The sequence below is a fragment of the Streptomyces sp. NPDC050145 genome (assembly GCF_044460245.1).
GTDB lineage: Bacteria > Actinomycetota > Actinomycetes > Streptomycetales > Streptomycetaceae > Streptomyces.
Genome location: NZ_JBITJS010000025.1, coordinates 1 through 23,652 on the forward strand (window position 1 = coordinate 1; position 23,652 = coordinate 23,652).

The following is a 23,652-nucleotide window of genomic DNA, read 5'->3' on the forward strand; positions in this document are numbered from 1 at the left end:
TCGAAGACGATCGTCGCGATCAACAAGGACCCCGAGGCCCCGATCTTCGACCTCGTCGACTACGGCGTCGTCGGCGACCTCTTCGACGTCGTCCCCGCCCTCACGGAGGACGTGAAGTCCCGCAAGGGCTGATCGCCTTCCCGCAGCATCCCGCGCCGCGCTCTCGACCTCTACCGGTCGAGGGCGCGGCGCCATGTGTAGTACCCGGCGGCGCCGAGCGCCCCCGTGATCAGCAGCCCGCCGAGCCCCAGCTGCACCGGGCCGATCTGCCCCAGGGAACCGCCGTCACCGGCGTGCACCCCGTGCATCTGGCCGCCGCCGCTCCCCGACACGGTCAGGGTCTGCCGGACGACGCTGCCGCTCTCGCAGGTCACGGAGACGGGATAAGTGCCGGGGCGGGCGCCGGACGGCACCTGGAACTGACCGACGAGGTCGCCGCGCTGGGTGGTGGTCTGCAGGGGGAAGTCGCCGGCGCCGAGGCTGTTCGCGTCGCCGGTGGCCCGGCGGTCCTTGCGGCAGGCGCTGGTGTTCGCCGTGACCGTGGCGCCGGGGCGGGCGTCGGCCGGCGACAGTTCGAGGGCGCCGGGCGCCTTGCCGGTGCTGCGCGTGCTCGGGACCTCGGCGGGGTCCTCGGCGGGGTCCTCCAGACCCGCGTCGCCCTCGGGGACGAGCGGATCGGCGGGCTCGGCGGAGTCGGCCGGATCGACGGGCGCGGCGGGCTCGCTCCAGGAGGACTCGCTCTCCCACGGGGTGTCGTCGCCGTCGGCCCGGGCGTCGGCGCACACCGGGGTCGCTAGGGCGAGCACGGCAGCCGTCAGTGCGGTGGCCGGCCAGGACGCGGTGCGACGCATGCTGATCCTCTCTGAGCGGGCCGCGTACGGCCCCGGGTTCGGTTCGGCTTACCGGCCGAGCCAAACCCGTGGGTACGCGGCCCGCGCGTCGAGGAGGCGAGTCGGGTGAGCGAAGGGGCACGTGTGGGTGACCCCGGAGCGTCGCGGAGCTCTCGGTCGCGGAGCTCTCAGTAGGTGTCGGCGGGGATCAGGCGGAGTGCCGGGTCTGGATGCGCCCGTGCGTCCGGTGGGCCTCGACCAGCTTGACCCGCGCGGAGACCAGTCGATGGGCCATGACCTCGGCGACCGCGTGCAGCAGGCTCACGCCGAGCGCGGGCTCGAGATCGCACAGGTTCCGCACCGCCGCGCCGTCGAACTCGTAGGCCCGCACGGGGCTGAACGCCTCGGCGCCGAAGTCCCATTCATAGGGTGGGAAGAGCCAGGACCAGCCGAGGAGATCGCCGGGGCCCAGCGGATCGATGGGCAGCAGGGTGCGGTCCGAGACGCGGACGTCCAGCGTGACCATCCCGGTGCGGATGATCCAGAAGCACCGGGCCGGTTCCCCCTCGTCGAAGATCCGGGTGTCCTGGGGGAACGAGACCTCCTTGGCCAGGGTCATCAGCCGGTCGCGGTACTCACGCGGAAGCCTGTTGAGCAGGCGTGTCTGAGCCGTCATGGCGGAACCACCTCCACCCTCGTGTCACTCCAGCGTACGTACGACCGGCCGAGTGCACCGGGCGAGCGTTCCGGGGCCCCCTCCCCGGTCGGCGGCGGCCGGATGGCTGACGTGCCGGGCGGGTCGGCGGGGGCGACCCTACGTTTCCGGCATGGCGACATTCCTCCGCTCTCATCCCCGTACGGCCAAGACCGTCGCGGTGTCCGGCCTGTGCACGGCGCTCACCCTGGGCGCCGTCGCCCCCGCACTGGCCGCGGGCTCCCCTCCCAGGCCGCCCGCCGCCCCCTCCCTGTCGGCCCTGTCCTGGGAGGTCATGGACGCGGGCACCGGAGAGGTGCTCGCCGCGAAGGCGCCGCACCGCAGGCTGCCGCCGGCCAGCACGCTCAAGACGCTGTTCGCGCTGACCGTGCTGCCGCGGCTGCGCCAGGACCTGGTGCACCGGGCCTCGTACGCGGACCTGTCGGACATCGCGGAGGGCAGCAGCATGGTCGGTGTCGACGAAGGCACCCGGTACACGGTCGCGGACCTGTGGCGCGGGGTGTTCCTCAGCTCGGGCAACGACGCGGTGAACACGCTGGCCCGGCTCAACGGCGGGCTGCCGCGCACCCTCACGCAGATGCAGGACACCGCCCGCCGGATCGGCGCCCGCGACACCCGCGTGCGCTCCGCCGACGGCTTCGACACCCCGGGCCAGTACTCGTCCGCCCACGACCTGGCGCTGATCGCCCGCGAGGGCTTCAAGAACCCCGACTTCCGCCGCTACATGGGCACGAAGTGGGCGCAGTTCCCGGCGGCGGGCGGCCCGCACGCGTTCGGCATCCAGAACACCAACCGGCTCCTGGTCGGCTCGCACGGGGTCGAGCCGTACCGGGGCATGATCGGCGTCAAGAACGGCTACACCTCGCAGGCGGGCAACACCCTGGTCTCCGCCGCCACCCGCAAGGGCCGCACCGTCCTCGTCACGGTGATGAACCCGCAGGACGGTGACTCGAACCAGGTCTACGAGGAGACCCGGGAACTGCTCGACTGGGGCTTCGTGGCGGCGCCGCTGCGGGCCCGCGCCGCGGTGGCCGGTCCGCAGCACCCCTCGACGCACCACCGCGCGGCGGCCGCCGCCCCGACGGCGGCGGTGCCCGCCGAGGAAGCGCACCAGCCGTCGGGGCTCGGCCGCCACCTGGGCGCGGCCGCGGCGCTGCTCGCACTGGCCGGGGTGCCGCTGCTGCTGCGCAGGCGGCTGCGGAAGGGGCGCTGAGCAGGGCCACCGAAGAGGGCAGGGCGGCGGGGGCGGCACCACTCCATTGGCCCCCGCCGGATGGTGGGCCGGGGCGCGGCTTCCTAGCGTCGCGTGCATCCGCCCCTTCCCAGGAGGATCCGTATGCGTTCCATATCCGTGCTGTCGTCGGTGGCGCTGGCCTCGCTCCTCGCGCTCGGCCCCGCCGCCCCGGCCGCCTTCGCCGGTGACGACGACGGTGGCACCCAGCCCGACGTGACGTCGTTCGGCTTCTCGGTCACACCGAGCACGGTGGCCGCCGGCGGCACCGTCACGCTCAGCGCCACCGGCTGCGAGGTGCCGACGGTGAACGTCGACGCGCCGGTCTTCGACAAGGCGCAGCTCAACGAGGGTCGCTCCGTGACCCGGCAGGTCTACCCCGACGCCAAGCCGGGCGCCCAGTACGCGGTCACCTTCCAGTGCAACGGCGAGACGGGCACCACCACGCTGACCATCGCCACCGGCCGCCCGACCCCGACCCCGGCCCCGGTGGACCGCGGGGTGCGCGCCGGAGTCGGCGGCAGCGTCGGCGGCACCGACCCGGCCCTGCTGGCCGCGGGCGGTCTCCTCATCGCGGGTGCGCTCGGCGCCGGCTACGTGCGGCTGCGCAAGCGCCGCACCGACGCCGCCTGACGGCCGGGAGCGGCGACCGTGCCCTCGGCCGCGCCCGGCGCCCGCAGGCCCTCGTGGTCCTTCCTCGCCGTGGTGCTCCTGATCGGCGTCCTGCTCGTGCACCACGGCGTCTCCCGCGCCGACGGCCCGCCCCAGCCCGATCCGGGCGCGGCCAGCCTCGGCACGACGACCCCGCCCGCCGATCCGCTGCCCGCGTCCACCCCGCTGCGGGTGCGCATCCCGGAGATCGGAGTGGACGCGCCGCTGACCCGGGTGGGCCGGGACGCCGAGGGCTGGCTGGACGCGCCGCCCCCGGACGACGCCAATCTGGCGGGCTGGTACACGAAGGCCGTCACGCCCGGTGAGCGCGGCACCGCCGTCATCGACGGGCATGTCGACAACGCTCGGGGTCCGGCGGTGTTCTACGGCCTCGGCTCGCTCAAGAAGGGCGAGCACATCGAGGTCGACCGGTCCGACGGCTCGACCGCCGTGTTCGAGGTCCACGGCATCGACGTGGTCGACAAGAACGACTTCCCCGACCGCAAGGTCTACGGCGGCACGGGACTGCCCGAGCTCCGCGTCATCACCTGCGGCGGCCACTACGACAAGCGCACCGGGTACAGCGGCAACGTGGTCCTGTACGGGCTGCTGACCGAGGTGCGCGGCCGCTCCTGAAGCCCGGCCCCGCTCCGGTGCCGGTCAGCCTCCGTACGGCGGTGCGGCCGGCGGGGGCGGGGCGTACTGCGGCGGGGCGGCGGGCGGCGCCGCGTCCGGATTCGTGTCGAGGACGACCCGGCACAGCTTGAAGGCGTACTGGTAGGTCATCGTCTGCCCCTCGATGATCACGAGGTAGCCCTCGCCCTCCTCGTAGACCACGCGGCGCACGGGCATCGCCGGGCGGGCCGGGTCGAAGGCGAGCACGTGACGGTGCAGCGCCTCCCGGGCCTCGGCCCTGGTGCCGGTGACGTGCCCCTCCGCCCGGGTCTGCTTGCGCAGCCCGCCCGCGCCACCGTGCAGGCACGTCATCATCAGGCCCCACGTGCCCCGTACCTGGTCCTCCACGGCCCGTCCCCCGTTCCGCTCGACTGCGATCGCCCCGGGAACTCTGCCACACGGCTCGACCGGCCTGGCTCCTGACCTTGACGCTCCCCCACCCCACCCCCTCATACTGTCACCCAAATCGATTTGGCCAAATCGATTTGGCTCTCCGTCCAGGGCCGGATCGCGGCTGAAGAACCCGAGCGTGCCGTCTCCCGAACGGAGCCCGAACGTGTTCAGTCCCCAGCAGAGCGGGCCAGTCCCCGCGCAACCACCCGTGCCCGCAACCGACCGGACGCCCCACCCGGGGCCCGAGCCCGAGCCCGAGCCCGACCGCACCGAACAGGACCACCCCGAGGTCCACCCCGTCGACGAGCGGCGCCCCCTCGGGCGGATCCTGCTCTTCGGGGTCCAGCACGTGCTCGTCATGGCGGCCACACCCATCTCGGCGATCTTCCTGATGAGCGCCACGCTCCGGCTCGACGCCGGTCTCACCGTCGACCTGCTCTCGGCGGCCTTCGTCCTGTCCGGCGTCGGGTCGCTGATCCAGTCGCTCGGGCCCTGGAAGTTCGGGCCCCGGCTGCCGTTCGTGATGCTGCCGGGCGGGGCGCCGCTCATCCTCTTCCTCGCCATCGCCGAGCAGCACGGGCTGCCGACGGCCACCGGCGCGGTCGTGCTCACGGCGCTGTTCTACTTCGTCGTGCTGCCGGTGTTCTCGCGACTGCTCAGGTTCTTCCCTCCCCTGGTCATCGGCACGATGATCGTGATCGTCGGCGTGAACCTGGTGAAGGTGGGCGCGGTCCTCGTCGCCGGGCGCCCCGGCACCCCGGGCTTCGCCGACCCGGTCAACCTCGGGCTCGGTATGGCGACGATCGGCTTCACCGTCGCCTTCTATCTGTTCTTCACCGGTGTCGTACGCCAACTTGCCGTGATGCTGGGCCTGTTGGCGGGTGCAGCGCTGGCCGCCGCGACCGGCGCGATCGACTTCGGGCAGGCCGCCGGGGGCGGTCTGGTGAACGTGCCGCAGCTGATGCCCTTCGGCTCACCGCAGTTCAACCTGGTCGCCGCGCTGCCGCTGATGCTCTACAGCCTGGCGTCGATGGCCGAGGCGACCGGGCAGACCGTCATCAACGCGGAGGCGGTCGGCAAGGAGATCGACCAACGGACCGACGTCCCGAAGACCGTCCGCGGCGACGCGCTGACCTCGCTCGTCGGTGGCTTCTTCGGGCTGCCGCTGATCGTCACCAGCGGCGAGAACATCGGCATCGTCCGGGTCACGGGCGTCCGCAGCCGCTTCGTCACGGCGGCCGCCGGAGCGGTGCTCATCGTCATCGGGTTCCTCGCCCCCGTGACCCGCGCCATCAGCGTCATCCCCTCGGCGGTCGTCGGCGGCACCGCGATGGTCGTGTTCGCCGTGATCACCGTGCTCGGCATCCAGATGCTCGGCCGCTCCGACCTCGACCGGCACACCTCCACGTTCGTGTGCGCCGTCGCGCTCGCTCTCGGCCTGCTGCCGATCCTCGTGCCCGGCGTCTACGGGGGCTTCCCGCCGAACGTCCGCATCCTGCTCGAGAGCGGTGTCGCCGTCGGCGCGTTCACCGCCGCCGTCCTCAACGTCCTCTTCCACCACGTCAGGCCGGGCATCGCCGCCCGCCTGAGCACCGTCCGCACAGAAAGCGACCGATGAACACGCCCTCACGGCCCGACCGCAGCCTCCTCTCCGCCCCCGGCCCGCTCCTCCTCGTCCCCGGCGCGGTGCTCCTTCCCGAGGGACCCGTGGACGGCTGGGCGGTGGTGGTCGACGGCGGACGTTTCCTGGCCGTCGGCCCCGCCGAGGAGCTGGAGCGGGCGCATCCGCGGCTGGGTGCCGTACGGATGCCGGGGCATCTCCTGATGCCCGGCTTCGTGGACGCGCACCACCACCTCACGCAGTCCTTCGGCTCCGCGCTCGCCTTCGGGGAGCCCTCGGAGATCTTCCGCCGGGTGTGGGTTCCCCTGGAAGGCGCCCTGGACGAGGAATCGGCGTACGTCGCGGCGAAGTTGGCCGCATACGAGGCGCTGCGCGGCGGGTTCACGACCGTCGCGGACGCCGGGACGCGGGCCGGTGTGGACGTCGAGGTCGTCGCCTCGGCCGCGCGCGACGCGGGGATCCGCTGCGTGCTCGGTCTGGTCTGCAACGACGCGGACGCCCCGGAGGGGGCGAGCGCGACGGCGCTGGACGCCGCCGGGAAGCATCTCGCGCGCTACGCCGACGATCCGCTCGTGCACGCCTCCCTGGCCGTCTCCATCCCCGAGGCCGCCACCGAGGCGACCCTGCGCGGCACGGCACGCCTCGCGGCGGAGGCCGGGGCCGTCGTGCAGATCCATGTGAACGAGCATCTCGCCGGGGTCGAGCGTTCCCTCGTCCGGCACGGGCTGCGCCCCCTGGAGTACTTGCACGGCATCGGTGCGCTCGGGCCCCAACTGCTCGGCGCGCACGCCACGTTGCTCACGCCGCGCGAGCTGACACTGCTCGCCGACACCGGCACGGCGATCAGCTACAACCCGGTCGCCAGCGCGTGGAAGGGCAACGCCGTCGCGCCGGCCACCGCCATGGCCGAGCGCGGCATCCGCTTCGGCCTCGGCACGGACGGCACGCGCGGCGACGGCTTCCGGCTCGCGGAGGCCGCCGAGTTCGCGCAGCGGCTCGCGTACGGGCTGACCACCGGCGATTCCTCGTGCGGAGCGGGCTGGACGTGGCTGGACGCGGCGAGCCGGGGCGGCGCGGACGCCCTCGGCCTCGGTGCCCGTACGGGCTCGGTCGCGGCGGGTCTCGCGGCCGACTTCCTGCTCGTCGACGTGGAGACGCCGGAGCTGGCCTTCTCCTGGGACCTGCCGTGGGAGCTGGTGCGGCGCGGCAACCGGGACCAGATCTCCGCCGTGTTCGTGGACGGCCGCCTGAGGATGTGGCACGGTCGGCCGACGGACTGGGACGGCGACGCGCTCGTGCGGCAGGCCGCGGAACTGGCGCGGTCGGCCGTGGGCCGGGCGGACATCACGCGGGCCCATCCCACGTCCATGGCGGCCCGCGAGGCCGCGGTGCGGGCAGGGGCGGTGCGGGAGCGGGAGGCGCGGCGGTGAGTGTCGTGACCTTGGTCGTGCTGGCCCTGACGGTGGCGGTCGCCGCGTTCGTCCAGGGCAGCAGCGGGCTCGGCTTCGCGCTGATCGTGGCGCCCGTGGCCGGGATCGTCGACCCGGGCCTGGTCCCGGTGTTCGTGCTCGCCTCGATGATCCCGCTCAACCTGTACGTGGCCTGGCGCGAGCGGGCCTCGCTCGATCTGCGCGGCGCGGGCTGGATCACCGGGGCCCGGCTCGCCGCGACGCCGGCCGGTCTCGCGCTGCTGTGGCTGATCCCGGAGCGCAGCCTCGGCCTGTTCGTGGGGGTGGCGACGCTCCTCGCGGCGGTGGTGAGCCTGGCCGCTCCGGCGTTCACGCCCGGCCGGGCCGCGTACGTCGGCGCGGGCGCGGTGACCGGGCTGACGGAGACGGCGACCGGTGTGGGCGGGCCGCCGCTGGCCCTGGTGTACCAGCACCGGCCGCCGGCCGAGCTGCGGGCGACGGTGGCCGCGTGCTTCCTGGTCGGCGAGGTCGCCTCGCTGGTCCTGCTGTTCGCGACGGGCAAGGCGCAGGCCGGGCAGCTCGGGGCGTCGGCGCTGCTGCTGCCCGCGATCGCGGTGGGCGCGTGGCTGAGCCGGCTGGTCCACGACCGGCTCGACGCGCGCCGGATGCGGCTGTTCGTGCTGGTCTTCGCGCTGGTGTCGGGGCTGGTGCTGGTGGTCGGCGTCTGAGCGCGCGCTGTCAGACGGGCGGACCGTCAGACGGGCGGGTCGTCAGACGGTCCGCGTCGTCAGACGGCCCCTGCCATCAGGCGGTCCGCGCCGTGCCCCCGCGCACCCATGATCCGGGCGCCCTCAGACGGTCCGTCCGTGCCGCCGCGCACCGACGGCGCCCGGGCGCCGTCAGACGGCCCGCGTCGTGGACAGTCCGCGCCGCGGACAGCCCGTGCCGTTCAGACGGGCCGTGCCGTCAGACGGGCCGTGCCGTTCAGACGGGCCGTGCCGTCAGACGGCTGTGCCGTGCCCCGGCGCACCCACGACCCAGGCACCGTCAGACAGCCCGCGCCCTCAGACGGTCCGTGCCGTGCCCCCGCGCACCGACGACGCCCGGGCGATCAGCCGGGGTTCGGGGGCGGCGGCCGTGGCGGGAGTGCCGGCGTCTCCGCGCAGCCGGCCGAGGAGCAGCTCGACCGCGTCGGCCGCCACCTGGTCGAGGTGCAGGTCGACGGCGGTCAGGGGCGGTTCGCAGGTGCGGGCGCGCAGGCCGTCGTACCGGGTGACGACCATGACGTCGTCGGGGACGGTGCGCCCGCTGTCCCGGATCGCCCGGACCGCGCCGACGGCGAACGCGTCGACGAGGGCGCAGACCGCGTCGGTCTCGGGGTGCTCGGCGAGCAGCGCGGCGCACCCCTCGTACCCGGCCTGCTCGCCCCCGGGCTCGGGGACCTGCGCGACGAGCGGCTCCCAGCCGTGCTCGGCGGCGCGGCGCTCGTACGCGGCGAGCGCGTCGACGGTGGAGTGCCGGGAGCCGGCGCCGACGATCAACGCCGGGTGCCGCGCGCCCTGTTCGCGCAGGTGGTCCAGGAGCAGTTCGGCGACGCGGCCGCCGTGCAGGTCGACGTACGGGGCGTCCTCGTCGGGCGAGACGGGGCGGCCGAGCGCCACGTACGGCAGGCCGCGCTCGCGCAGTTGCGCGGCCGCGGCGTCCTGGACGTCGGGCTCGACGACGATGGCGCCGTCGATGTCCACGGAGTACAGCGCGGAGCCGGACTGGACGGGCGGGACGAGCACGAGGGCGTAGTCGTGCAGGAGCGCGCTCTCGGCGGCGGCGGCCGCGACCTCCATGTAGAACCCGAGCCGGGAGGGGCCGCCCGCGACGGCGAACGGCATGGAGGAGGCGAGCGCGATGGCCTTCGCCTGTCCGCGCCGCAGACGCTGGGCCCGCAGGTTGGGCCGGTAGCCGAGCTCGGCGGCGACCTTCTTGATCCGCTCCCGGGTGCGCGGGTCGACCTTGCCGAGACCGTTGAGCGCGTGCGAGACGGTCGTGCGCGAGACCCCGGCGACGCGCGCGACATCGGCGATCGTCGGCGGCCTCGGGGTGGAGGCGGAACTGGCCATCTGCGCGCGTGCTCCTCGCTGGCGGGAGGGGTGGACACGACCATCTTCGCCGATCGGGGCGGGCGCGGCCGGGACCGGGTCGCCGCGGGGCCCGGCACGCTGTCGCATCGGCCAACGGCGGGCGCTCCGCTTGTGCGGATCCACCGTTGTCCGGCCCCCGGCGTTCCCGGAGGATCCCCCGCATCCCTGGTGACGGCCGGGGACGCGAGGCATTCCCAGGAGGAACCATGGGCCGATGGGCCAGCCAGCTGTGTCGCCGTAAACCGCTCGGCTCGATGATCGAGGAGGCCGACGCCGAGGAGCCCGGCGGCCTGCGACGGACCATGGGGCTCGGGCAGTTGACGCTGATCGGCATCAGCTCCGTCATCGGCACCGGCATCTTCTTCGTGCTCGGCACGGGCGTCCCGAAGGCCGGGCCCGCGGTGATCCTGTCGTTCGTCGTCGCGGCGGTCGTCGCGGGGCTCGGGGCGCTCTGCTACGTCGAGTTGGCCGGTGCGGTGCCGGTGGCGGGGAGCACGTACTCGTACGCGTACGCGTCCCTCGGCGAGGGGGCCGCCTATCTGGTCGCCTGGTGCCTGGTGCTGGAGTACGGGGTGGCCGCGTCGACGGTCGCGGTGAGCTGGGGGCAGTACCTGAACGAGGTCACGGGCACGCTGTTCGGGTTCACGCTGCCGGACGCGATCAGCCAACCGCCGGGCGCGGGCGGCCTGGTGAACGTGCCGGCCCTCGTCGTGGTGCTGCTGTGCTCGCTGCTCCTGGCCCGGGGCACGCGCGAGTCGGCGGCGGCGAACGCGGTGATGGTGGCCGTGAAGATCGGTGTGCTGCTGTTCTTCTCCGCGGTGGCGTTCACCGCCTTCGACAGCGGCAACTTCGCGGACTTCGCGCCGCACGGCATGACGGGCGTGGGCCTCGCGGCCTCGGGGGTGTTCTTCACGTACGTGGGCTTCGACACGGTCGCGACCGCGAGCGAGGAGGTGCGCGATCCGCGGCGCACGATCCCGCTGGCGCTGCTGCTGACGCTCGCGGCGGTCACCGCGCTCTACATCCTCGTGTCGCTGGCGGCGCTCGGCGCCCAGCCGGCCGCGCGCTTCGGCGCTCAGGCGGACGCGGGCGAGGCCGTCCTCGCGCAGATCCTGCGGGACGTGACCGGCACGAGCTGGCCCGCGCTGGTGCTCTCGGCGGGCGTCGTCGTCTCCATCTTCAGCGTCGTGCTCGTCACCCTGTACGGGCAGACGCGCATCGTGTTCTCGATGGCGCGGGACGGGCTGCTGCCGCAGGTGTTCCGCCGGGTCGACCGCAAGCGGCACACGCCGGTGCACAACACGTGGGTCGTGGGGGCGCTTGTCGGCGGCCTCGCCGCGTTCGTGCCGCTGCAGTACCTGGCGGACCTGACCAGCATGGGCACGCTCATCGCGTTCGTGGCGGTGGCGGCCGCCGTGATCGTGCTGCGGCGGATCGCGCCGGACGCGCCACGCTCGTACCGGGTGCCGCTGTACCCGGTCGTGCCGGTGCTCGCCGCGCTGTCCTGCCTGTACCTCGCCTGGCTGCTGCCGGGCGTGACGTGGACGCTGTTCGGGTGCTGGCTGCTGCTCGCGGCGGTTCTCTACCTGTGCTTCGGGCGCCGGCACTCGGCGCTGCGGGACCCGGAGGACGGCGACGCCGTGGCCGGGCGCGAGCCGGCCGGCGTCACGGTGGACGTGGAGGCGGGCGCATGACGCACACGCTTCCCGAGCGGGTCGGGCTCCGGCCGGCCGGCGATCTGGTGGAGTTGACCCGCGCGCTGGTCGACGTGGAGTCGGTGAGCGGCTCCGAGGCCGCGATCGCCGACGCGGTCGAGCAGGCGCTGCGGGCCGCGCCGCATCTGACGGTCGAGCGGATCGGGCACTCCGTGGTCGCCCGCACCTCCCTGGGCCGCGCCGAGCGGGTCGTCCTCGCCGGGCACCTGGACACCGTCCCGGCCTGCGACAACCTGCCCTCGCGCCTGGTGGACGACCGGGTGTACGGGCTGGGGGCCTGCGACATGAAGGGCGGTGTGGCCGTGGCACTTCAGACCGCCGTGACGGTCACGGCGCCGACGCGGGACGTGACGTACGTGTTCTACGAGTGCGAGGAGGCGGACGCGGCGCGCAACGGGCTCGGTGTCATCGCCGCCGCGCGGCCCGAGCTGCTCGCGGGCGATCTGGCGATCCTCCTGGAGCCGTCGGGCGGCCTGGTGGAGGGCGGCTGTCAGGGCTTCCTCACCGCGGACGTGACCGTCCGGGGCCGGCGGGCGCACACCGCGCGCGCCTGGCAGGGCGTGAACGCGGCCCACCGCGCGGCCGAGGTCCTGCGCCGCCTCGACGAACACGGGGTGCGCGAGGTGGTCGTCGACGGGCTGGTGTACCGGGAGGGGCTGAACGCGGTGGCCGTGCGGTCGGGGGTGGCGAGCAATGTCGTACCGGACACCTGTGTCGTCACCGTCAACCTCCGCTTCGCGCCCAGCTGTTCGCCGCAGGAGGCGGAGGCGCGGGTGCGCGCGTTGTTCCCGGAGTACGAGGTGGACGTGACGGAGGTGGTCGCGGGCGCGCTGCCGGGGCTCGGCCGGCCCGCCGCCGCGTCGCTCCTTGCCCGCCTCGGCACCGAGCCCCGGGCGAAGCTCGGCTGGACGGACGTGGCCCGTTTCGCCGCCGCGGGTGTTCCGGCGCTGAACTTCGGGCCCGGCGACCCGTCGCTCGCGCACACCCCGGACGAGTACGTGCCGGTGGCCGAACTGCACGCGGTGCGGGAGGCGTTGGCGGACTGGCTCACCGGCTGAACCGGCTCCGCGGCTGCGGGCCGGCCGTGCTCAGGCGCGGCCGGCCCGCAGCCGCGCGAGGAGCCGCAAGTGGAGCCAGAGGACCAGCCGCTCGTCGGGGTCGTCGAGGTCGATGGCCAGGTGCTCCCTGATCTGCTTCAGGCGGTAGCGGCAGGTGTTGGCGTGCACGGCGAGGAGCCGGGCGGCCCCGGCCATGTCGCAGCCCGCGTCGAAGTACGCGATGAGGGTGCCCGCGTAGTCGGTGCCGTGCCGCTCGTCGTGGTCGAGGACCTGCTGCCAGGGACCGGTGGTGAGGTCGGCGCGCCGGTCCAGCAGCTCGCCGAGGCGCAGCAGGGTGACGCGGGGGCGGACGTCCTCGATGGCGGCGACGCTGCGGTCCTCCTCCAGGACGGTGAGGACCCGGTCGGCGTCGTCGCGGGAACGGGCCACCTCGGCGAGGCCGGTGACGGCGCCGCCGAGTCCGGCGCGCACGGGGCTGCGCAGCGCGAGCGCGGCCTGCCGGGTGAGGTCCTCGATGAGCCGGCGCTGGCGGCCGCCGTCCGGGCCCGCCTCGGGCAGCAGCGCGTACACGGTGTCGTCGACGACCACGCAGGCGTGCCGGCCGTAGCGGGCCTCGCACTGGAGCCGGACGTGGTCGAGGAGGCGCAGGGTGGCCTGGGCGCTGTCGGCGGGGGCGACGGCCGGATCGTCGAGGACGAACGCGACGACGCGGACCTTGGCGTCCTCGGCGAAGCCGAGTCTGCGGGCGGCGGTCGCGGGCGCCGCCGTGCCGTCGAGGAGGCGCCGCAGCAGGTCCCCGTACTGGTGGCGGGTGAGGTCCTCGGCGGCGCGGGCGCGCAGCAGGTGGAAGGCGGCGGTGGAGGCGCCCTGGGCGAGGATCTCCTCGGCGTCGGGCGCGAGCCGGCCGCTGTCGATGACCCAGAGCGAGCCGAGGATCTCGCCGCCCGCGCGGATGGTGACGGCGAGCCGCTCGATCTCGCCCGGCTCGGTGCCGGGCAGCCGCAACGGGCGGGCCGCGGCGTGGAGCCGGCGGTACTGCTCGGTGTTCTCGGGGCTGTCCGGGACCTGGCGGCCGAGGATGCCCTGGCGGCGGACGTCGTCGATGACCTGACCGTCGACGGTCGAGTAGGCGAGGATGCGCCGGCGCGGGTCCTCGACGGTGGTGGCGCCGCCGGCGGCCGCGGCGATCGCGTTGGCGAGGGCGAACAGGTCGCCGAGCGCGGAGGCGCCGGCGCCCTGCGCGACAGGGGCCGGTCCGGCCTGGACGGCCGAGGCGATCAGCAGGTGGACCCGGTGCCAGGACGCGTCCTCGTCGACGGCGAGCAGCGCCACCCCGTGGGCGCGGGCGGCCTGCTCGGGCCCTCCCCCGCCGCGCACGACGAGCCCGGTCAGGCCCGCGGCGGCCACGGCCGGGACGAGGTCCGCGGCCGCGGCGGCGGTGACGCCGACCGCGAGCAGGAGTCCGCCCGGGGTGTAGGGGACAGGCACCCCGGGGTCGTGGAGGAGCACCTCGGTGACCGGGACGGCGGTGCCGGCGGGTGCGGCGACCAGGCGCAGGGCCGGCTGTCCGAGGGTGTCGAGCAGCGCGTCGAGCGTGCAGTCGGCTTGCATGGGGGCTCCTCCTCGGCCTCGTCGACTCCTCTGCCTTGTCGGCTCCTCGGCTTCGTCGACGCCCGATTGTCGCGTCCGGCGGGAGGGCCGCGGATTGTCGGATCGCATCATGAGACCGGCCGAGCCCTGCACGAACGCGCAAAGACGGCCGCCCGGCGAGTGCCCAGACTGGCAGCCATGATCAGTGCTACGACAGCAAGTGCCGCGGCGCCGCCCGGGGCGCCGGACGGCGACGGCGCCCTGGAGCGGGCGGCGCGATCGGCGGCCGGGTCCGCGGCGGCCGCCGGTGTCACGGTGCGGACCGTCGACGACCTGTCCGGGCTGCGCGCCGTGACGGACTTCCTCGCCGCGACCTGGGGCACCCCGCCGGGAGCGCCGCCGCTGCCCACCGACGTCATGACGAGCGCGGTGCACGCGGGCGGCGCGGTGCACGCCGCGTACGCCGGGCGGGAGCTGGTGGGGGCGGCGGTCCTGGTGTTCCAGCCGCCGGCGGAGCGGGCCGTGTACTCGCTCGTCGCAGCCGCGGCGACGTCCGACCGGGGGGTGGGCCTCGCCGTGAAGCAGGCGCAGCGGCTCTGGTCCCTGGAGCGGGGCGCCGAGCGCATGCAGTGGACGTACGACCCGCTGCTCGGCCGCAACGCCCGCTTCAACCTGGTCAAGCTGGGCGGGCTCGGCACGGAGTACGTCGTCGACTTCTACGGGCCGCTCGACGACGGGTTCAACGGCGGCGACGAGAGCGACCGCCTCACCGTGACCTGGGACCTGCGCGACCCGCGCCGCGCCGTCGACGACGGGGCGTCCGCCCGGGCCGGCGCCGAGACGCTGTGCCCGGCCCCGGACGGCGGGCCGCTCGCGCTGCGCTCCGGGGAGCGGCTGTGGTGCCGGGTGCCCGAGGACGTGCTCGCGCTGCGCGCCGAGGATCTGCCGGCCGCGCTGCGCTGGCGGCACGCGGTCCGCGAGGTGTTCACCGGCGCCTTCGCCGACGGGTACACGGCGTCCGCCCTGTCGCGTGACGGCTGGTACCTGCTGACCCGCGCCGCCGCGAGCGGCGCCCCGACGTCCGCCCAGGAGGGCTGAGATGAAGATCGAGCGTGTCGAACTGCTGCACATCGCGGTGCCGTTGGTGAAGCCGTTCCGTACCTCGTTCGGTACGCAGACCAGCAAGGACACGTTCCTGCTGCGGGTGGAGACGGACGCGGCCGAGGGCTGGGCGGAGTTCGGCGGCGATCCGGACCCGCTGTACAGCTCGGAGTTCACGTCGGGCGCGGAGCTCGTGCTGCGTGACTTCCTGGTGCCGCGGGTGGCCGCCGTACGGGAGCTGACCTCGGCGAAGGCCGGTCCGGCGATGGCCGCGGTCAAGGGGCACTACATGGCGAAGGCCGCCCTGGAGACGGCGCTGCTCGACGCCGAGCTGCGGGCGGCCGGGATGTCGTTCGCGACGTTCCTCGGCTCGGTCCACGACCGGGTGCCGGCGGGCGTCTCGGTGGGCATCAAGCCGTCCATCCCCGAACTTCTCGACGACGTGCGGCAGTACCTGGACGAGGGGTACGTGCGGATCAAGCTGAAGATCGAGCCCGGCTGGGACCTGGAGCCGGTGCGCGCGGTGCGGGAGCGGTTCGGCGACGAGCTGCCGCTGCAGGTCGACGCCAACACCGCGTACGGCCTGTCGGACGCCGAGCATCTGCGGAAGCTGGACGCGTTCGGGCTGCTGCTGATCGAGGAGCCGCTGGACGAGGACAACCTGTACCAGCACGCGCAGTTGCAGCGGCGGATCGCGACGCCGGTCTGTCTGGACGAGTCGATCCACTCGGCGCGGGACGCGTCGGCGGCCATCGCGATGGAGGCCTGCCGGGTCGTCAACATCAAGCCGGCGCGGGTGGGCGGCTACCTGGAGGCCCGCCGCATCCACGACCTGGCGCGGGCGGCGGGGGTCCCGGTGTGGTGCGGCGGGATGCTGGAGACGGGCATCGGCCGGGCCCCGAACCTGGCTCTTGCGGCGCTGCCCGGGTTCACGCTGCCCGGTGACACGTCGGCGTCGTCGCGGTACTTCGCGGAGGACCTGACCGAGCCGTTCGTCCTGCGGGACGGGCATCTGGACGTGCCGCAGGGGCCCGGGATCGGGGTCGACCCGATCCCGGAGGTGCTGCGGAGGTTCACCGTGGCGCGCCGGGCGGTGGGGTAGCCGGCGGGGCCGGGCGGGCCGGGGCGTCCGGCCCGCTCAGTCCTGGGCTGCGTCCCAGGTCCGCAGGTCCACCACCCGGTCGTCGGCGAACAGTGCACATGTGCGGCCCTCCGCCACGAAGACGCTGCGCAGTTCGGCGTCCAGGACGGTCGCGGCGACGAACGTGCTGACGATCAGCGGGAAGTCGCACACCGCGCCGATGCGGAAGAGGGACTGGGACTCCGTGGTGACCGGGTCGCCGCCCGCGCGCAGCACGATCCGCTGGTCCCGGGCCACCGCGCGCGCGGCGACCGCGACGGAGATGTTCCCCAGTCCGTCCGAGGCGACGGCGGCCAGCGCGCGGGCCCGCCGCACCGAGAGGCGCTCCAGCAGGAACCGGTCGCCGCCGCGGCCTATGACGACGGGGATGTTCAGCGAGCGGGCCAGTGGGAGACAGCCGGCCCGCCGGTCGCGCTCGACGGCGACGACCTTCACGCCGAGGTCGCGCAGCCACGCGGAGAGCCGCAGGCCGACCTGGCCGAGGCCGACGACGATGACGTGGTTGCGGCGCGGTATGGAGCGGGCCCCGAGGATGCTGGTCATGCGGTGCCCGGTGAAGCGGTCGACGACACCGGCGGTGAACACGGCCGCGAGGACCAGTACGCCGATCATCGACGCGGCGGAGAACACCTTGTACCAGCCGGGTCCGTGCTCGGCGGCGTGCGAGGAGCCGACCGTGGTGAGCGTGCGGGCCGCGTTCCACACGGAGTCGGTCCAGTGCTCGTGCAGGACGAGGACGCCGAGGGCGACGTCCGTGGAGTAGGCGAGGAGCAGCGCGACCAGGCTGCACACGAGCGCCTTCGCGGAGGTTCCGAGGGAGCGGAACCAGGTGCCGGCGGGGCTGCGCGGGTGCGGCTGCGGGGCGGTGGCCAGGGCCCGCCGGGGCAGATGCTCGACGCGCGTGGTCACGCCCTCGCGCCGGACGCCCACGAGGTCGTCGCCGACGGGCTGGAGCATCGCGTACTGCGGTGCGAGACAGCTCGCCAGGAGGCTGGGCAGGATCGCGTCGGTCATGGACAGGGCGGTGCAGTTGGGGACGGTGCGGGACACCTCCTCGGCGACCGTGCGGTCGAAGATCGTCACGACGAGCCGCACGCCGGGCCTGAGGTGCTCGGCAAGCAGCGCGTAGCGCAGGGCGACCATGTCGTCGCGGGACACGATGGCGACGCTGTCGACGGGCCCGGCCAGCTGTCGCCGCAGGGTGTCGTCGTCGGGGCGGGGCAGGCGGTGCGCCGTGCTCCCCCAGCGTTCGATGCAGTCCGCGGCGGAGCGGCCGAGGGCCTCGTCGTCCTCGATGATCACGACCTGGCGGCCGGTGGCGGGGACGTGCGAGCGGGCGTCGCCGCGCGGGTCTCGGGTGGTCTGCGGGCTCAAGCTGTCGGCCTCTCTACCGATACGGGTCCGGGGACGGCGTCCCCGGTGCCCTGTCATCCGGAAGGCGCGGCAGTGCCTGATCGAGGCCGGCGCGTACGCTTCGGCGCCGCCCGGTCGGCCCGGGGCGCGGGCCCTCCCGCCGGCGCTCACGGGGTGAGGAGCGCGGCCGGGCCGGGACCGGTGCGAAGCGGTTCCCTTTCTAACAGCCGCCTCGGATGCCCGGATTCGTCACCGTGTACAAATACAGGCCGCCGACTCCGTACATCTGTCGAATGCGCGGGACCGGGCCGGTCTCGTATGGGCGGGCGCCGCCGGGACGGTGCGCACCCGGTCGCCGGTGGGGCTCGGTGCGCTGTACGGGAGTCCTGTGCGGTGCCATGATCGACGATCATGCGCATCGATGAACTGGGCCCTCTGGAACGCCAGTTGTGGCACGCCTACGCTCAGGGCCGGACCGTCGAAGGTCGCCCCGGGGCTCCTCGGGCCGCCCGCCCCACCGTCCGCGCCGAGTTCCTCATGGCCCTGCTGCTCGGCGCCGGGCCCGAGGCCGCGCCGGGCGATCGCCCCGCGCTCCGGCTCGGCGGCGCGTCCGTCACGGGCACGCTGGACCTGCGGTTCGCCGACATCGCCGCACCGATCGCCCTCACGGACTGCCGCTTCACCGAGACGCCCCTTCTACGGGGCGCGCAGCTGCGTGACCTCACCCTCGCCGACTGCGTGTTGCCCGGCCTGGTCGCCGACGCGGTCCAGATCCACGGACGGCTCGTGCTCTCCCACTGCCGGCTGTCCGGCCCGCTCGTCCTCACCGGCACCGAGACCCACGGCGACCTGGACCTGACGCACACCGTGATCTGCGCCCCGGACGCCGAGGCGGTGTCGGCCGTACGCCTGCGCACGGGCGGGAACCTGTTGTGCGCCCACATGAAGGTGAACGGGGGCATGCGGCTCTCGGGTGCCTCGATCACCGGCGAGTTCGACCTGGAAGGCGCCCACCTGAGCCGTCCCGGCGGCACCGTTCTGGACGCCTATCACGTCCAGGTCGGCGAGGACCTCACCTTCCACCCGGGATTCAGCGCCGAGGGACGCATCATTCTGTCGGGCGCCGATGTGGGCGCGGCCATCGGCTTCTGCGGCGCCCGCCTGCACCATCCCGGCGACATCGCCCTCGAAGCCGTCGACGTCACCGTGAACCGCAACTTCGACCTCGGAGCGGGCCTCAACGTGACCGGCGGCATCACGCTCGACGGCAGCCAGATCGGCACCCGGCTCAGCTTCGAGGACGCCACCCTGTCCCGGCCCGGCGGCACCGCGCTGTCGCTGCGCCTGACCCAGGCCCGCGAGACCGATCTGCGCACGCGGGTACCCGTCGACGGCACCGTGGACGCGGGCAACGCCCGACTCGGCGTCCTCTACGACGCGCCCGCCACCTGGCCCCGCCGGCTGCGGCTGTCCGACACGGCGTACGACGCGCTCGCCACCCCGCTCACCGCCGGCGAACGGCTCGCCTGGATCCGCCGCGGCACCGAGGGATACCTCCCGCAGCCCTACGAACAGCTCGCGGCCGCCTACCGGCGCCTGGGTCACGAGGACGAGGCCCGCACCGTCCTGCTCGCGAAGCAACGCCACCGCCGCTCCGCGCTCCCCCTGCACGCGCGCGTCTGGGGATACGTCCAGGACGCCACGGTCGGCTACGGCTACCGGCCCGGCCGCGCCGCCCTGTGGATCATCGCCCTCCTCGCCGTGGGCGCGACCTTCTTCTCGGCACATCACCCGGCCCCGCTCGAAGCGGCCAAGGCCCCTCCGTTCAACCCGGTGTTCTATGCGCTGGACCTCCTGCTCCCCCTCTTCGGCTTCGGCCAGAAGGCGGCCTACGCACCCCACGGCGCCGGTCAGTGGCTCGCCTACGCGCTGACCACCGCCGGCTGGGTCCTGGCGACCACCGTGACCGCGGGAGTGTCCCGGGCCCTCAACCGCCAGTGATCCCGCCCGACCGACCGGCCGCGCCGCGGCTCAGAAGGCGGCGAGACTCGCCCGCGCCGTTTCCATGAAGACGCTCTTGTGCTCCTCGACGTGCTCGTTGACCTCGACGTCGCCGATCTCGCGCCAGACCGCCTGGTTCAGCGCGCGGGCATAGGCACGCACCGGATCGTGCAGACCGGCGTGGCCGACGAGCACGAGGTGCCGCTCGGCGACCCAGAGCCGGCCCATCGCCGCCGAGGCCGCGCCGAGCCATCCCTCGTCCTCCCCCCATTCCTCGGGCCGGCGATAGGCCACCCCTTCGGCCTCCTGCACGCAGGCGAGGAAGTCCTTGATCGCCTGCAACTGCTCGGCCCGGCGGGCCTCCCGGTCGGCGACGGCCTGCCGGCGTACCTCCAGCCGCTCGGCGGAGCGCTGCGTGGCCCGTTGGGAGAGAGCGGTCAGGGTGCCGCCCAGGAGGACTCCGGCGAGGGAGAACAACGGTGCCCACACTTCTGTCGCCACGCGGCGCTCCCCCTCTTCACGCTTCACGCTCTTCGCACTTCATGACGGGCGCCCTGGCGCATCCCTGGACCCGACCCCTTCGGCATGCCAGCATCCACCCCGTCACGCACCGCGGTAAAGGAGATTCATGCGGGAGACACCGGAGGGCGGGATCGCGGGGGAGGCGACGGTGCTCGTTCCCGCCACCGAGGCGCACCTGCCGCTGCTCGCCGGCTGGTTCGCCGACCCCGCGTTCGTCCGGGAGTGGGGCGGGCGGCCCCTCAGCCGCGCGGAAGTGTCCGCCAAGTACACGGGGCGACGGCGCCCCGCGGTGGAGTCGCTGATCGTCCTCCAGGGCGCGGACCCCGTGGGCTACGCCCAGTACGTCCCGGCCGGCCCGCGCGAAGGGGGCATCGACATGGTCCTCCTGCCGCGCGCTCAGGGCCGCGGCTTGGGCCCTGACGCCGCCCGCGCCCTGGTCCGGCACCTGCACACCGTCCTCGGGTGGGACCGGGTGACGGTCGATCCCGAGGCGTCCAACCACCGGGCCGTCAGGGCCTGGGCCAAGGCGGGCTTCCGCCCGGTCGGCCCGCGTGGGAGTCACCTGCTGATGGAGTCGCTGAGGTGAAGCGTGAAGGATGAGTTCTCGCTCTTCGACGAGCCGGTCGACCGGAAGAAGTCCAACTCCATGAAGTGGGCCTCCGCCGGACAGTTCCTCGCTCCGGACGAGGTGGCGGCCGACCCGCTGCCGCTGTGGGTGGCCGACACCGACTTCAAGGCGCCGCCTGTCGTTCTCGACGCGCTCCACGCGGCGGTCGACCACGGTGTCTTCGGCTACCCGGGCGGCGCGACCGACAGCTATCTGGCCGCCGTGACGGGCTGGCAGGCGAAGCGCTTCGGCCGGGACGTGGACCCGACGTGGATCGTGCCCACCTCCGGCATCCTCACCAGCCTCAAGACGGCCGTCCAGGCGTTCTCCGCGCCGGGCGACTCCGTCCTCATCCAGCCTCCGGTCTACGGCCACTTCCACGACGACGTCCGCCTCAACGGACGCGACCTCGCCTACGCGCCGCTGGTGCGGACCGAGGACGGCTACGCCTTCGACGCGCGCGTCTTCGAGGCGGCGATCCGTCCCGACACCAAGATCTTCGTCCTGAGCCACCCGCACAATCCGACCGGGAACGTGTGGTCCGAGGACGAGCTGCGGACCATGGGCGAGATCTGCGCCCGGCACGGCGTTCTCGTCATGGCGGACGAGATCCACCAGGACCTGATCATCAATCCGGCCAAGCGGCACGTCCCGTTCGCGTCGCTCGGCCCGGAATTCGCCCGCAACAGCATCACGTGCACGGCTCCGAGCAAGACGTTCAACCTGCCGGGACTCCAGTGCGCCAACGTCTTCATCCCCGATCGCCGGCTGCGCGAGGAGTTCTCCCGCCGCTACGAGCGCAATCTCATGCCGCTGGTCAACGTGCTCGGCATGGTGGCCGCCGAGGCCGCCTACACCCACGGCGAGCCGTGGCTGGAGGAACTGCTCACCTACCTGCGCGGCAATCACGCGCACTTCGCCGCGTCCGTCCACGCCGCCACCTCGAAGGTGCGGGTCCTGCCCGCCGACTCCCTCTACCTGGCCTGGACGGACTGCCGGGGCCTCGGGATGGACGCGGCGGAACTCGAACGGTTCATGCTGCTCACGGCCCGGCTGTGGTGCGACCCGGGGCAGAAGTTCGGGACCGAGGGCCACGGCTACCTGCGCGTGAACCTGGGCTGCCCCCGCTCCACGGTCGACGAGGCGATCTCCCGCCTCACCACGGCCCTCGCCGGACTCTGACCCGGGGAGGGGAGTCAGCCGGTCTCCTTCAGCACGGCGTCCAGTCGCTCCAGGACGTGGGGCCAGCCCTTGCCCATGCCCTCGTACGCCTGTCCGCCCAGGGGAGAGTCGAGGTCGAAGCCCGCGTGGGTGAGCACGAGCCGGGTGCCGTCTCCCTCCGGGCGCAGCGTCCAGGTGACGAGGGTGTCGAGGGTGTCCTCCGCGAATCGATAGGCGAGGACCCGCTCGTCCTCGACCTCGGTCACCTCGCAGGGCCGGCTGCCGAAGTTGCCCATGTCGAGGGTGAAGCGGTGCCCGACGACCGGCTTGACGTCACCGGCGGCCCACCAGCGGGCGTGCAGGTCCGGCTCGGTCAGGGCCTCCCAGACCCTCGCGGGGGCGTGCTCCAGGGGCTTCTCGCAGGTGATCGTGGCGTGCTCGGTCATGGCTCGCTTCCTTCGTGCTCGTCGAGGAGGCCGGAGAGCGCGTCCGCGTACCGCTTCCGGGTGCTCGCGGACCGCCGGCCCGGCTTGCGAGCAGTCTGCAACGTGCGGGACGGCCCGGCACGCCGCCCCGCCGCGGGCCGTGCCCACCGCAGGGAGCGCTTCCCCGTGACGACGAGACCGCCCGGTGCGGTAGCGCGCGGGGCCCTGTTTCCTGCAAGGTCGATACTGCCGACAGCAGCACTCCAGCCCTCGTCCGGAGGTACCCATGCGGATGTTGATCAATGTCCCCGAGACCGTTGTCGCCGACGCCCTGCGCGGTATGGCGGCCGCGCACCCCGAGCTCACCGTGGACGTGGAGAACCGGGTGATCCTGCGGAAGGACGCGCCCGTGGCCGGGAAGGTGGCGCTGGTGTCGGGCGGCGGGTCGGGGCACGAGCCGCTGCACGGCGGCTTCGTCGGTCCGGGGATGCTGAGCGCGGCCTGCCCGGGCGAGGTGTTCACGTCGCCGGTGCCGGATCAGATGGTGCGGGCGGCGGCCGCCGTGGACAGCGGGGCCGGGGTGCTGTTCATCGTGAAGAACTACACCGGCGACGTGCTCAACTTCGACATGGCGGCCGAGCTCGCCGAGGACGAGGGCATCCAGGTCGCCAAGGTGCTCGTGAACGACGACGTGGCGGTGACCGACAGCCTGTACACGGCGGGGCGGCGCGGTACCGGCGCCACCCTGTTCGTGGAGAAGATCGCCGGGGCGGCGGCCGAGGAGGGGCAGCCGCTGGAGCGGGTCGAGGCGCTCGCCCGGCAGGTCAACGAGTCGGCGCGCAGCTTCGGCGTCGCGCTGAGCGCGTGCAGCACCCCGGCCAAGGGCTCCCCCACCTTCGACCTCCCGGAAGGCGAGCTGGAGTTGGGGATCGGCATCCACGGCGAGCCGGGGCGTGAGCGGCGCGGCATGATGACGTCCGGGGAGATCGCCGACTTCGCGGTGCACGCGGTGCTCGAGGACCTGAACCCGACGGGTCCGGTGCTGGCGCTGGTGAACGGGATGGGCGCGACGCCGCTCCTGGAGCTGTACGGGTTCAACGCGGAGGTGCAGCGGGTGCTGGCCGAGCGCGGGGTGCCCGTCGCCCGCACGCTCGTCGGCAACTACGTCACGTCCCTCGACATGGCCGGCGCCTCGGTCACCCTCTGCCAGGTCGACGAGGAGATGCTGCGGCTGTGGGACGCGCCGGTGGCCACGGCGGGTCTGCGCTGGGGCCGTTGACCGGCACCCCGGCCGATGTCCGAACCTCTCTCTGAAGGA

At 73.9% G+C, this 23,652-nt stretch carries 22 protein-coding genes and 1 pseudogene; 15 read left to right on the forward strand and 8 right to left on the reverse strand.

Features of this window, described 5'->3' with window-relative positions; genetic code table 11:
* Window positions 1–132: pseudogene (locus ACIBTU_RS35435) on the forward strand (electron transfer flavoprotein subunit alpha/FixB family protein); the annotation flags it as partial.
* Window positions 133–170: 38 nt separating this feature from the next.
* On the opposite strand, the gene ACIBTU_RS35440 reads toward ACIBTU_RS35435, so the two are convergent.
* Together ACIBTU_RS35440 and ACIBTU_RS35445 are read right to left on the reverse strand one after the other, a co-directional pair.
* Window positions 171–851, reverse strand: coding sequence for a hypothetical protein (locus tag ACIBTU_RS35440; RefSeq protein WP_399130805.1), 681 nt, complete (start codon window positions 849–851; stop codon window positions 171–173).
* A 187-nt stretch (window positions 852–1,038) separates the two neighbouring features.
* On the reverse strand, window positions 1,039–1,506 hold the full coding sequence (locus ACIBTU_RS35445; RefSeq protein ID WP_399130806.1) for a cyclic nucleotide-binding domain-containing protein: 468 nt from the start codon (window positions 1,504–1,506) through the stop codon (window positions 1,039–1,041).
* 151 nt (window positions 1,507–1,657) lie between these two features.
* On the opposite strand from ACIBTU_RS35445, the gene ACIBTU_RS35450 reads away from it, so the two are divergent.
* From ACIBTU_RS35450 to ACIBTU_RS35460, 3 genes are all read left to right on the forward strand, one after another.
* Complete coding sequence (locus tag ACIBTU_RS35450) at window positions 1,658–2,758, forward strand: D-alanyl-D-alanine carboxypeptidase family protein (protein WP_399130808.1); 1,101 nt, start codon at window positions 1,658–1,660, stop codon at window positions 2,756–2,758.
* A 123-nt stretch (window positions 2,759–2,881) separates the two neighbouring features.
* On the forward strand, window positions 2,882–3,409 hold the full coding sequence (locus ACIBTU_RS35455) for a hypothetical protein (protein WP_399130809.1): 528 nt from the start codon (window positions 2,882–2,884) through the stop codon (window positions 3,407–3,409).
* A gap of 18 nt (window positions 3,410–3,427) precedes the next feature.
* On the forward strand, window positions 3,428–4,063 hold the full coding sequence (locus ACIBTU_RS35460) for a class F sortase (RefSeq protein WP_399130811.1): 636 nt from the start codon (window positions 3,428–3,430) through the stop codon (window positions 4,061–4,063).
* A 24-nt stretch (window positions 4,064–4,087) separates the two neighbouring features.
* Here ACIBTU_RS35460 and ACIBTU_RS35465 read toward each other — a convergent pair whose 3' ends face one another.
* Window positions 4,088–4,450, reverse strand: coding sequence for a hypothetical protein (locus tag ACIBTU_RS35465; RefSeq protein ID WP_399130812.1), 363 nt, complete (start codon window positions 4,448–4,450; stop codon window positions 4,088–4,090).
* Window positions 4,451–4,703: 253 nt separating this feature from the next.
* On the opposite strand from ACIBTU_RS35465, the gene ACIBTU_RS35470 reads away from it, so the two are divergent.
* From ACIBTU_RS35470 to ACIBTU_RS35480, 3 genes are read left to right on the forward strand one after another with little or no spacing between them, the layout of a single operon-like run.
* On the forward strand, window positions 4,704–6,113 hold the full coding sequence (locus ACIBTU_RS35470; RefSeq protein ID WP_399130813.1) for a uracil-xanthine permease family protein: 1,410 nt from the start codon (window positions 4,704–4,706) through the stop codon (window positions 6,111–6,113).
* Window positions 6,110–7,546, forward strand: coding sequence for an amidohydrolase family protein (locus ACIBTU_RS35475; protein WP_399130814.1), 1,437 nt, complete (start codon window positions 6,110–6,112; stop codon window positions 7,544–7,546). Before ACIBTU_RS35470 ends, ACIBTU_RS35475 begins: the two co-directional genes overlap by 4 nt.
* Window positions 7,543–8,253, forward strand: coding sequence for a TSUP family transporter (locus ACIBTU_RS35480; protein WP_399130815.1), 711 nt, complete (start codon window positions 7,543–7,545; stop codon window positions 8,251–8,253). Before ACIBTU_RS35475 ends, ACIBTU_RS35480 begins: the two co-directional genes overlap by 4 nt.
* 336 nt (window positions 8,254–8,589) lie before the next feature.
* On the opposite strand, the gene ACIBTU_RS35485 is transcribed toward ACIBTU_RS35480, so the two are convergent.
* Window positions 8,590–9,639, reverse strand: a complete 1,050-nt coding sequence (locus ACIBTU_RS35485; protein WP_399130816.1) for a substrate-binding domain-containing protein — start codon at window positions 9,637–9,639, stop codon at window positions 8,590–8,592.
* 227 nt (window positions 9,640–9,866) lie between these two features.
* On the opposite strand from ACIBTU_RS35485, the gene ACIBTU_RS35490 reads away from it, so the two are divergent.
* Both ACIBTU_RS35490 and dapE read left to right on the forward strand, forming a co-directional pair.
* Window positions 9,867–11,354, forward strand: a complete 1,488-nt coding sequence (locus ACIBTU_RS35490) for an APC family permease (protein ID WP_399130817.1) — start codon at window positions 9,867–9,869, stop codon at window positions 11,352–11,354.
* Window positions 11,351–12,433, forward strand: a complete 1,083-nt coding sequence (gene dapE / locus ACIBTU_RS35495; protein WP_399130818.1) for a succinyl-diaminopimelate desuccinylase — start codon at window positions 11,351–11,353, stop codon at window positions 12,431–12,433. Before ACIBTU_RS35490 ends, dapE begins: the two co-directional genes overlap by 4 nt.
* Before the next feature lie 30 nt (window positions 12,434–12,463).
* Here the strand turns inward: dapE and ACIBTU_RS35500 are convergent, their stop codons facing one another.
* Window positions 12,464–14,044, reverse strand: a complete 1,581-nt coding sequence (locus tag ACIBTU_RS35500) for a PucR family transcriptional regulator (protein WP_399130819.1) — start codon at window positions 14,042–14,044, stop codon at window positions 12,464–12,466.
* Between the two features lie 177 nt (window positions 14,045–14,221).
* Between ACIBTU_RS35500 and ACIBTU_RS35505 the strand changes: the two genes are divergently transcribed.
* Together ACIBTU_RS35505 and menC are read left to right on the forward strand one after the other, a co-directional pair.
* Window positions 14,222–15,121: a chorismate synthase gene (locus tag ACIBTU_RS35505; protein ID WP_399130820.1), complete on the forward strand. Its 900-nt coding sequence runs from the start codon at window positions 14,222–14,224 to the stop codon at window positions 15,119–15,121.
* 1 nt (window position 15,122) lies between these two features.
* Entirely contained in the window at window positions 15,123–16,226 is a 1,104-nt protein-coding gene (gene menC / locus ACIBTU_RS35510; protein WP_399130821.1) for an o-succinylbenzoate synthase, read from the forward strand.
* 36 nt (window positions 16,227–16,262) lie between these two features.
* On the opposite strand, the gene ACIBTU_RS35515 is transcribed toward menC, so the two are convergent.
* Complete coding sequence (locus ACIBTU_RS35515; protein ID WP_399130822.1) at window positions 16,263–17,639, reverse strand: NAD-binding protein; 1,377 nt, start codon at window positions 17,637–17,639, stop codon at window positions 16,263–16,265.
* Between the two features lie 390 nt (window positions 17,640–18,029).
* Between ACIBTU_RS35515 and ACIBTU_RS35520 the strand changes: the two genes are divergently transcribed.
* Window positions 18,030–19,619: an oxidoreductase gene (locus tag ACIBTU_RS35520; RefSeq protein WP_399130824.1), complete on the forward strand. Its 1,590-nt coding sequence runs from the start codon at window positions 18,030–18,032 to the stop codon at window positions 19,617–19,619.
* A 30-nt stretch (window positions 19,620–19,649) separates the two neighbouring features.
* Here ACIBTU_RS35520 and ACIBTU_RS35525 read toward each other — a convergent pair whose 3' ends face one another.
* On the reverse strand, window positions 19,650–20,120 hold the full coding sequence (locus ACIBTU_RS35525; protein ID WP_399130825.1) for a hypothetical protein: 471 nt from the start codon (window positions 20,118–20,120) through the stop codon (window positions 19,650–19,652).
* Between the two features lie 127 nt (window positions 20,121–20,247).
* On the opposite strand from ACIBTU_RS35525, the gene ACIBTU_RS35530 reads away from it, so the two are divergent.
* Window positions 20,248–20,727, forward strand: coding sequence for a GNAT family N-acetyltransferase (locus tag ACIBTU_RS35530; protein WP_399130826.1), 480 nt, complete (start codon window positions 20,248–20,250; stop codon window positions 20,725–20,727).
* 3 nt (window positions 20,728–20,730) lie between these two features.
* Window positions 20,731–21,930: a MalY/PatB family protein gene (locus ACIBTU_RS35535; RefSeq protein ID WP_399130827.1), complete on the forward strand. Its 1,200-nt coding sequence runs from the start codon at window positions 20,731–20,733 to the stop codon at window positions 21,928–21,930.
* Between the two features lie 14 nt (window positions 21,931–21,944).
* Here ACIBTU_RS35535 and ACIBTU_RS35540 read toward each other — a convergent pair whose 3' ends face one another.
* Complete coding sequence (locus ACIBTU_RS35540) at window positions 21,945–22,355, reverse strand: SRPBCC domain-containing protein (RefSeq protein WP_399130828.1); 411 nt, start codon at window positions 22,353–22,355, stop codon at window positions 21,945–21,947.
* A gap of 265 nt (window positions 22,356–22,620) precedes the next feature.
* Between ACIBTU_RS35540 and dhaK the strand changes: the two genes are divergently transcribed.
* The gene (gene dhaK, locus ACIBTU_RS35545) at window positions 22,621–23,613 is read left to right on the forward strand and encodes a dihydroxyacetone kinase subunit DhaK (RefSeq protein ID WP_399130830.1); all 993 of its coding nucleotides are present in this window, start codon (window positions 22,621–22,623) and stop codon (window positions 23,611–23,613) included.
* The last annotated feature ends 39 nt before the right edge of the window (window positions 23,614–23,652 follow it).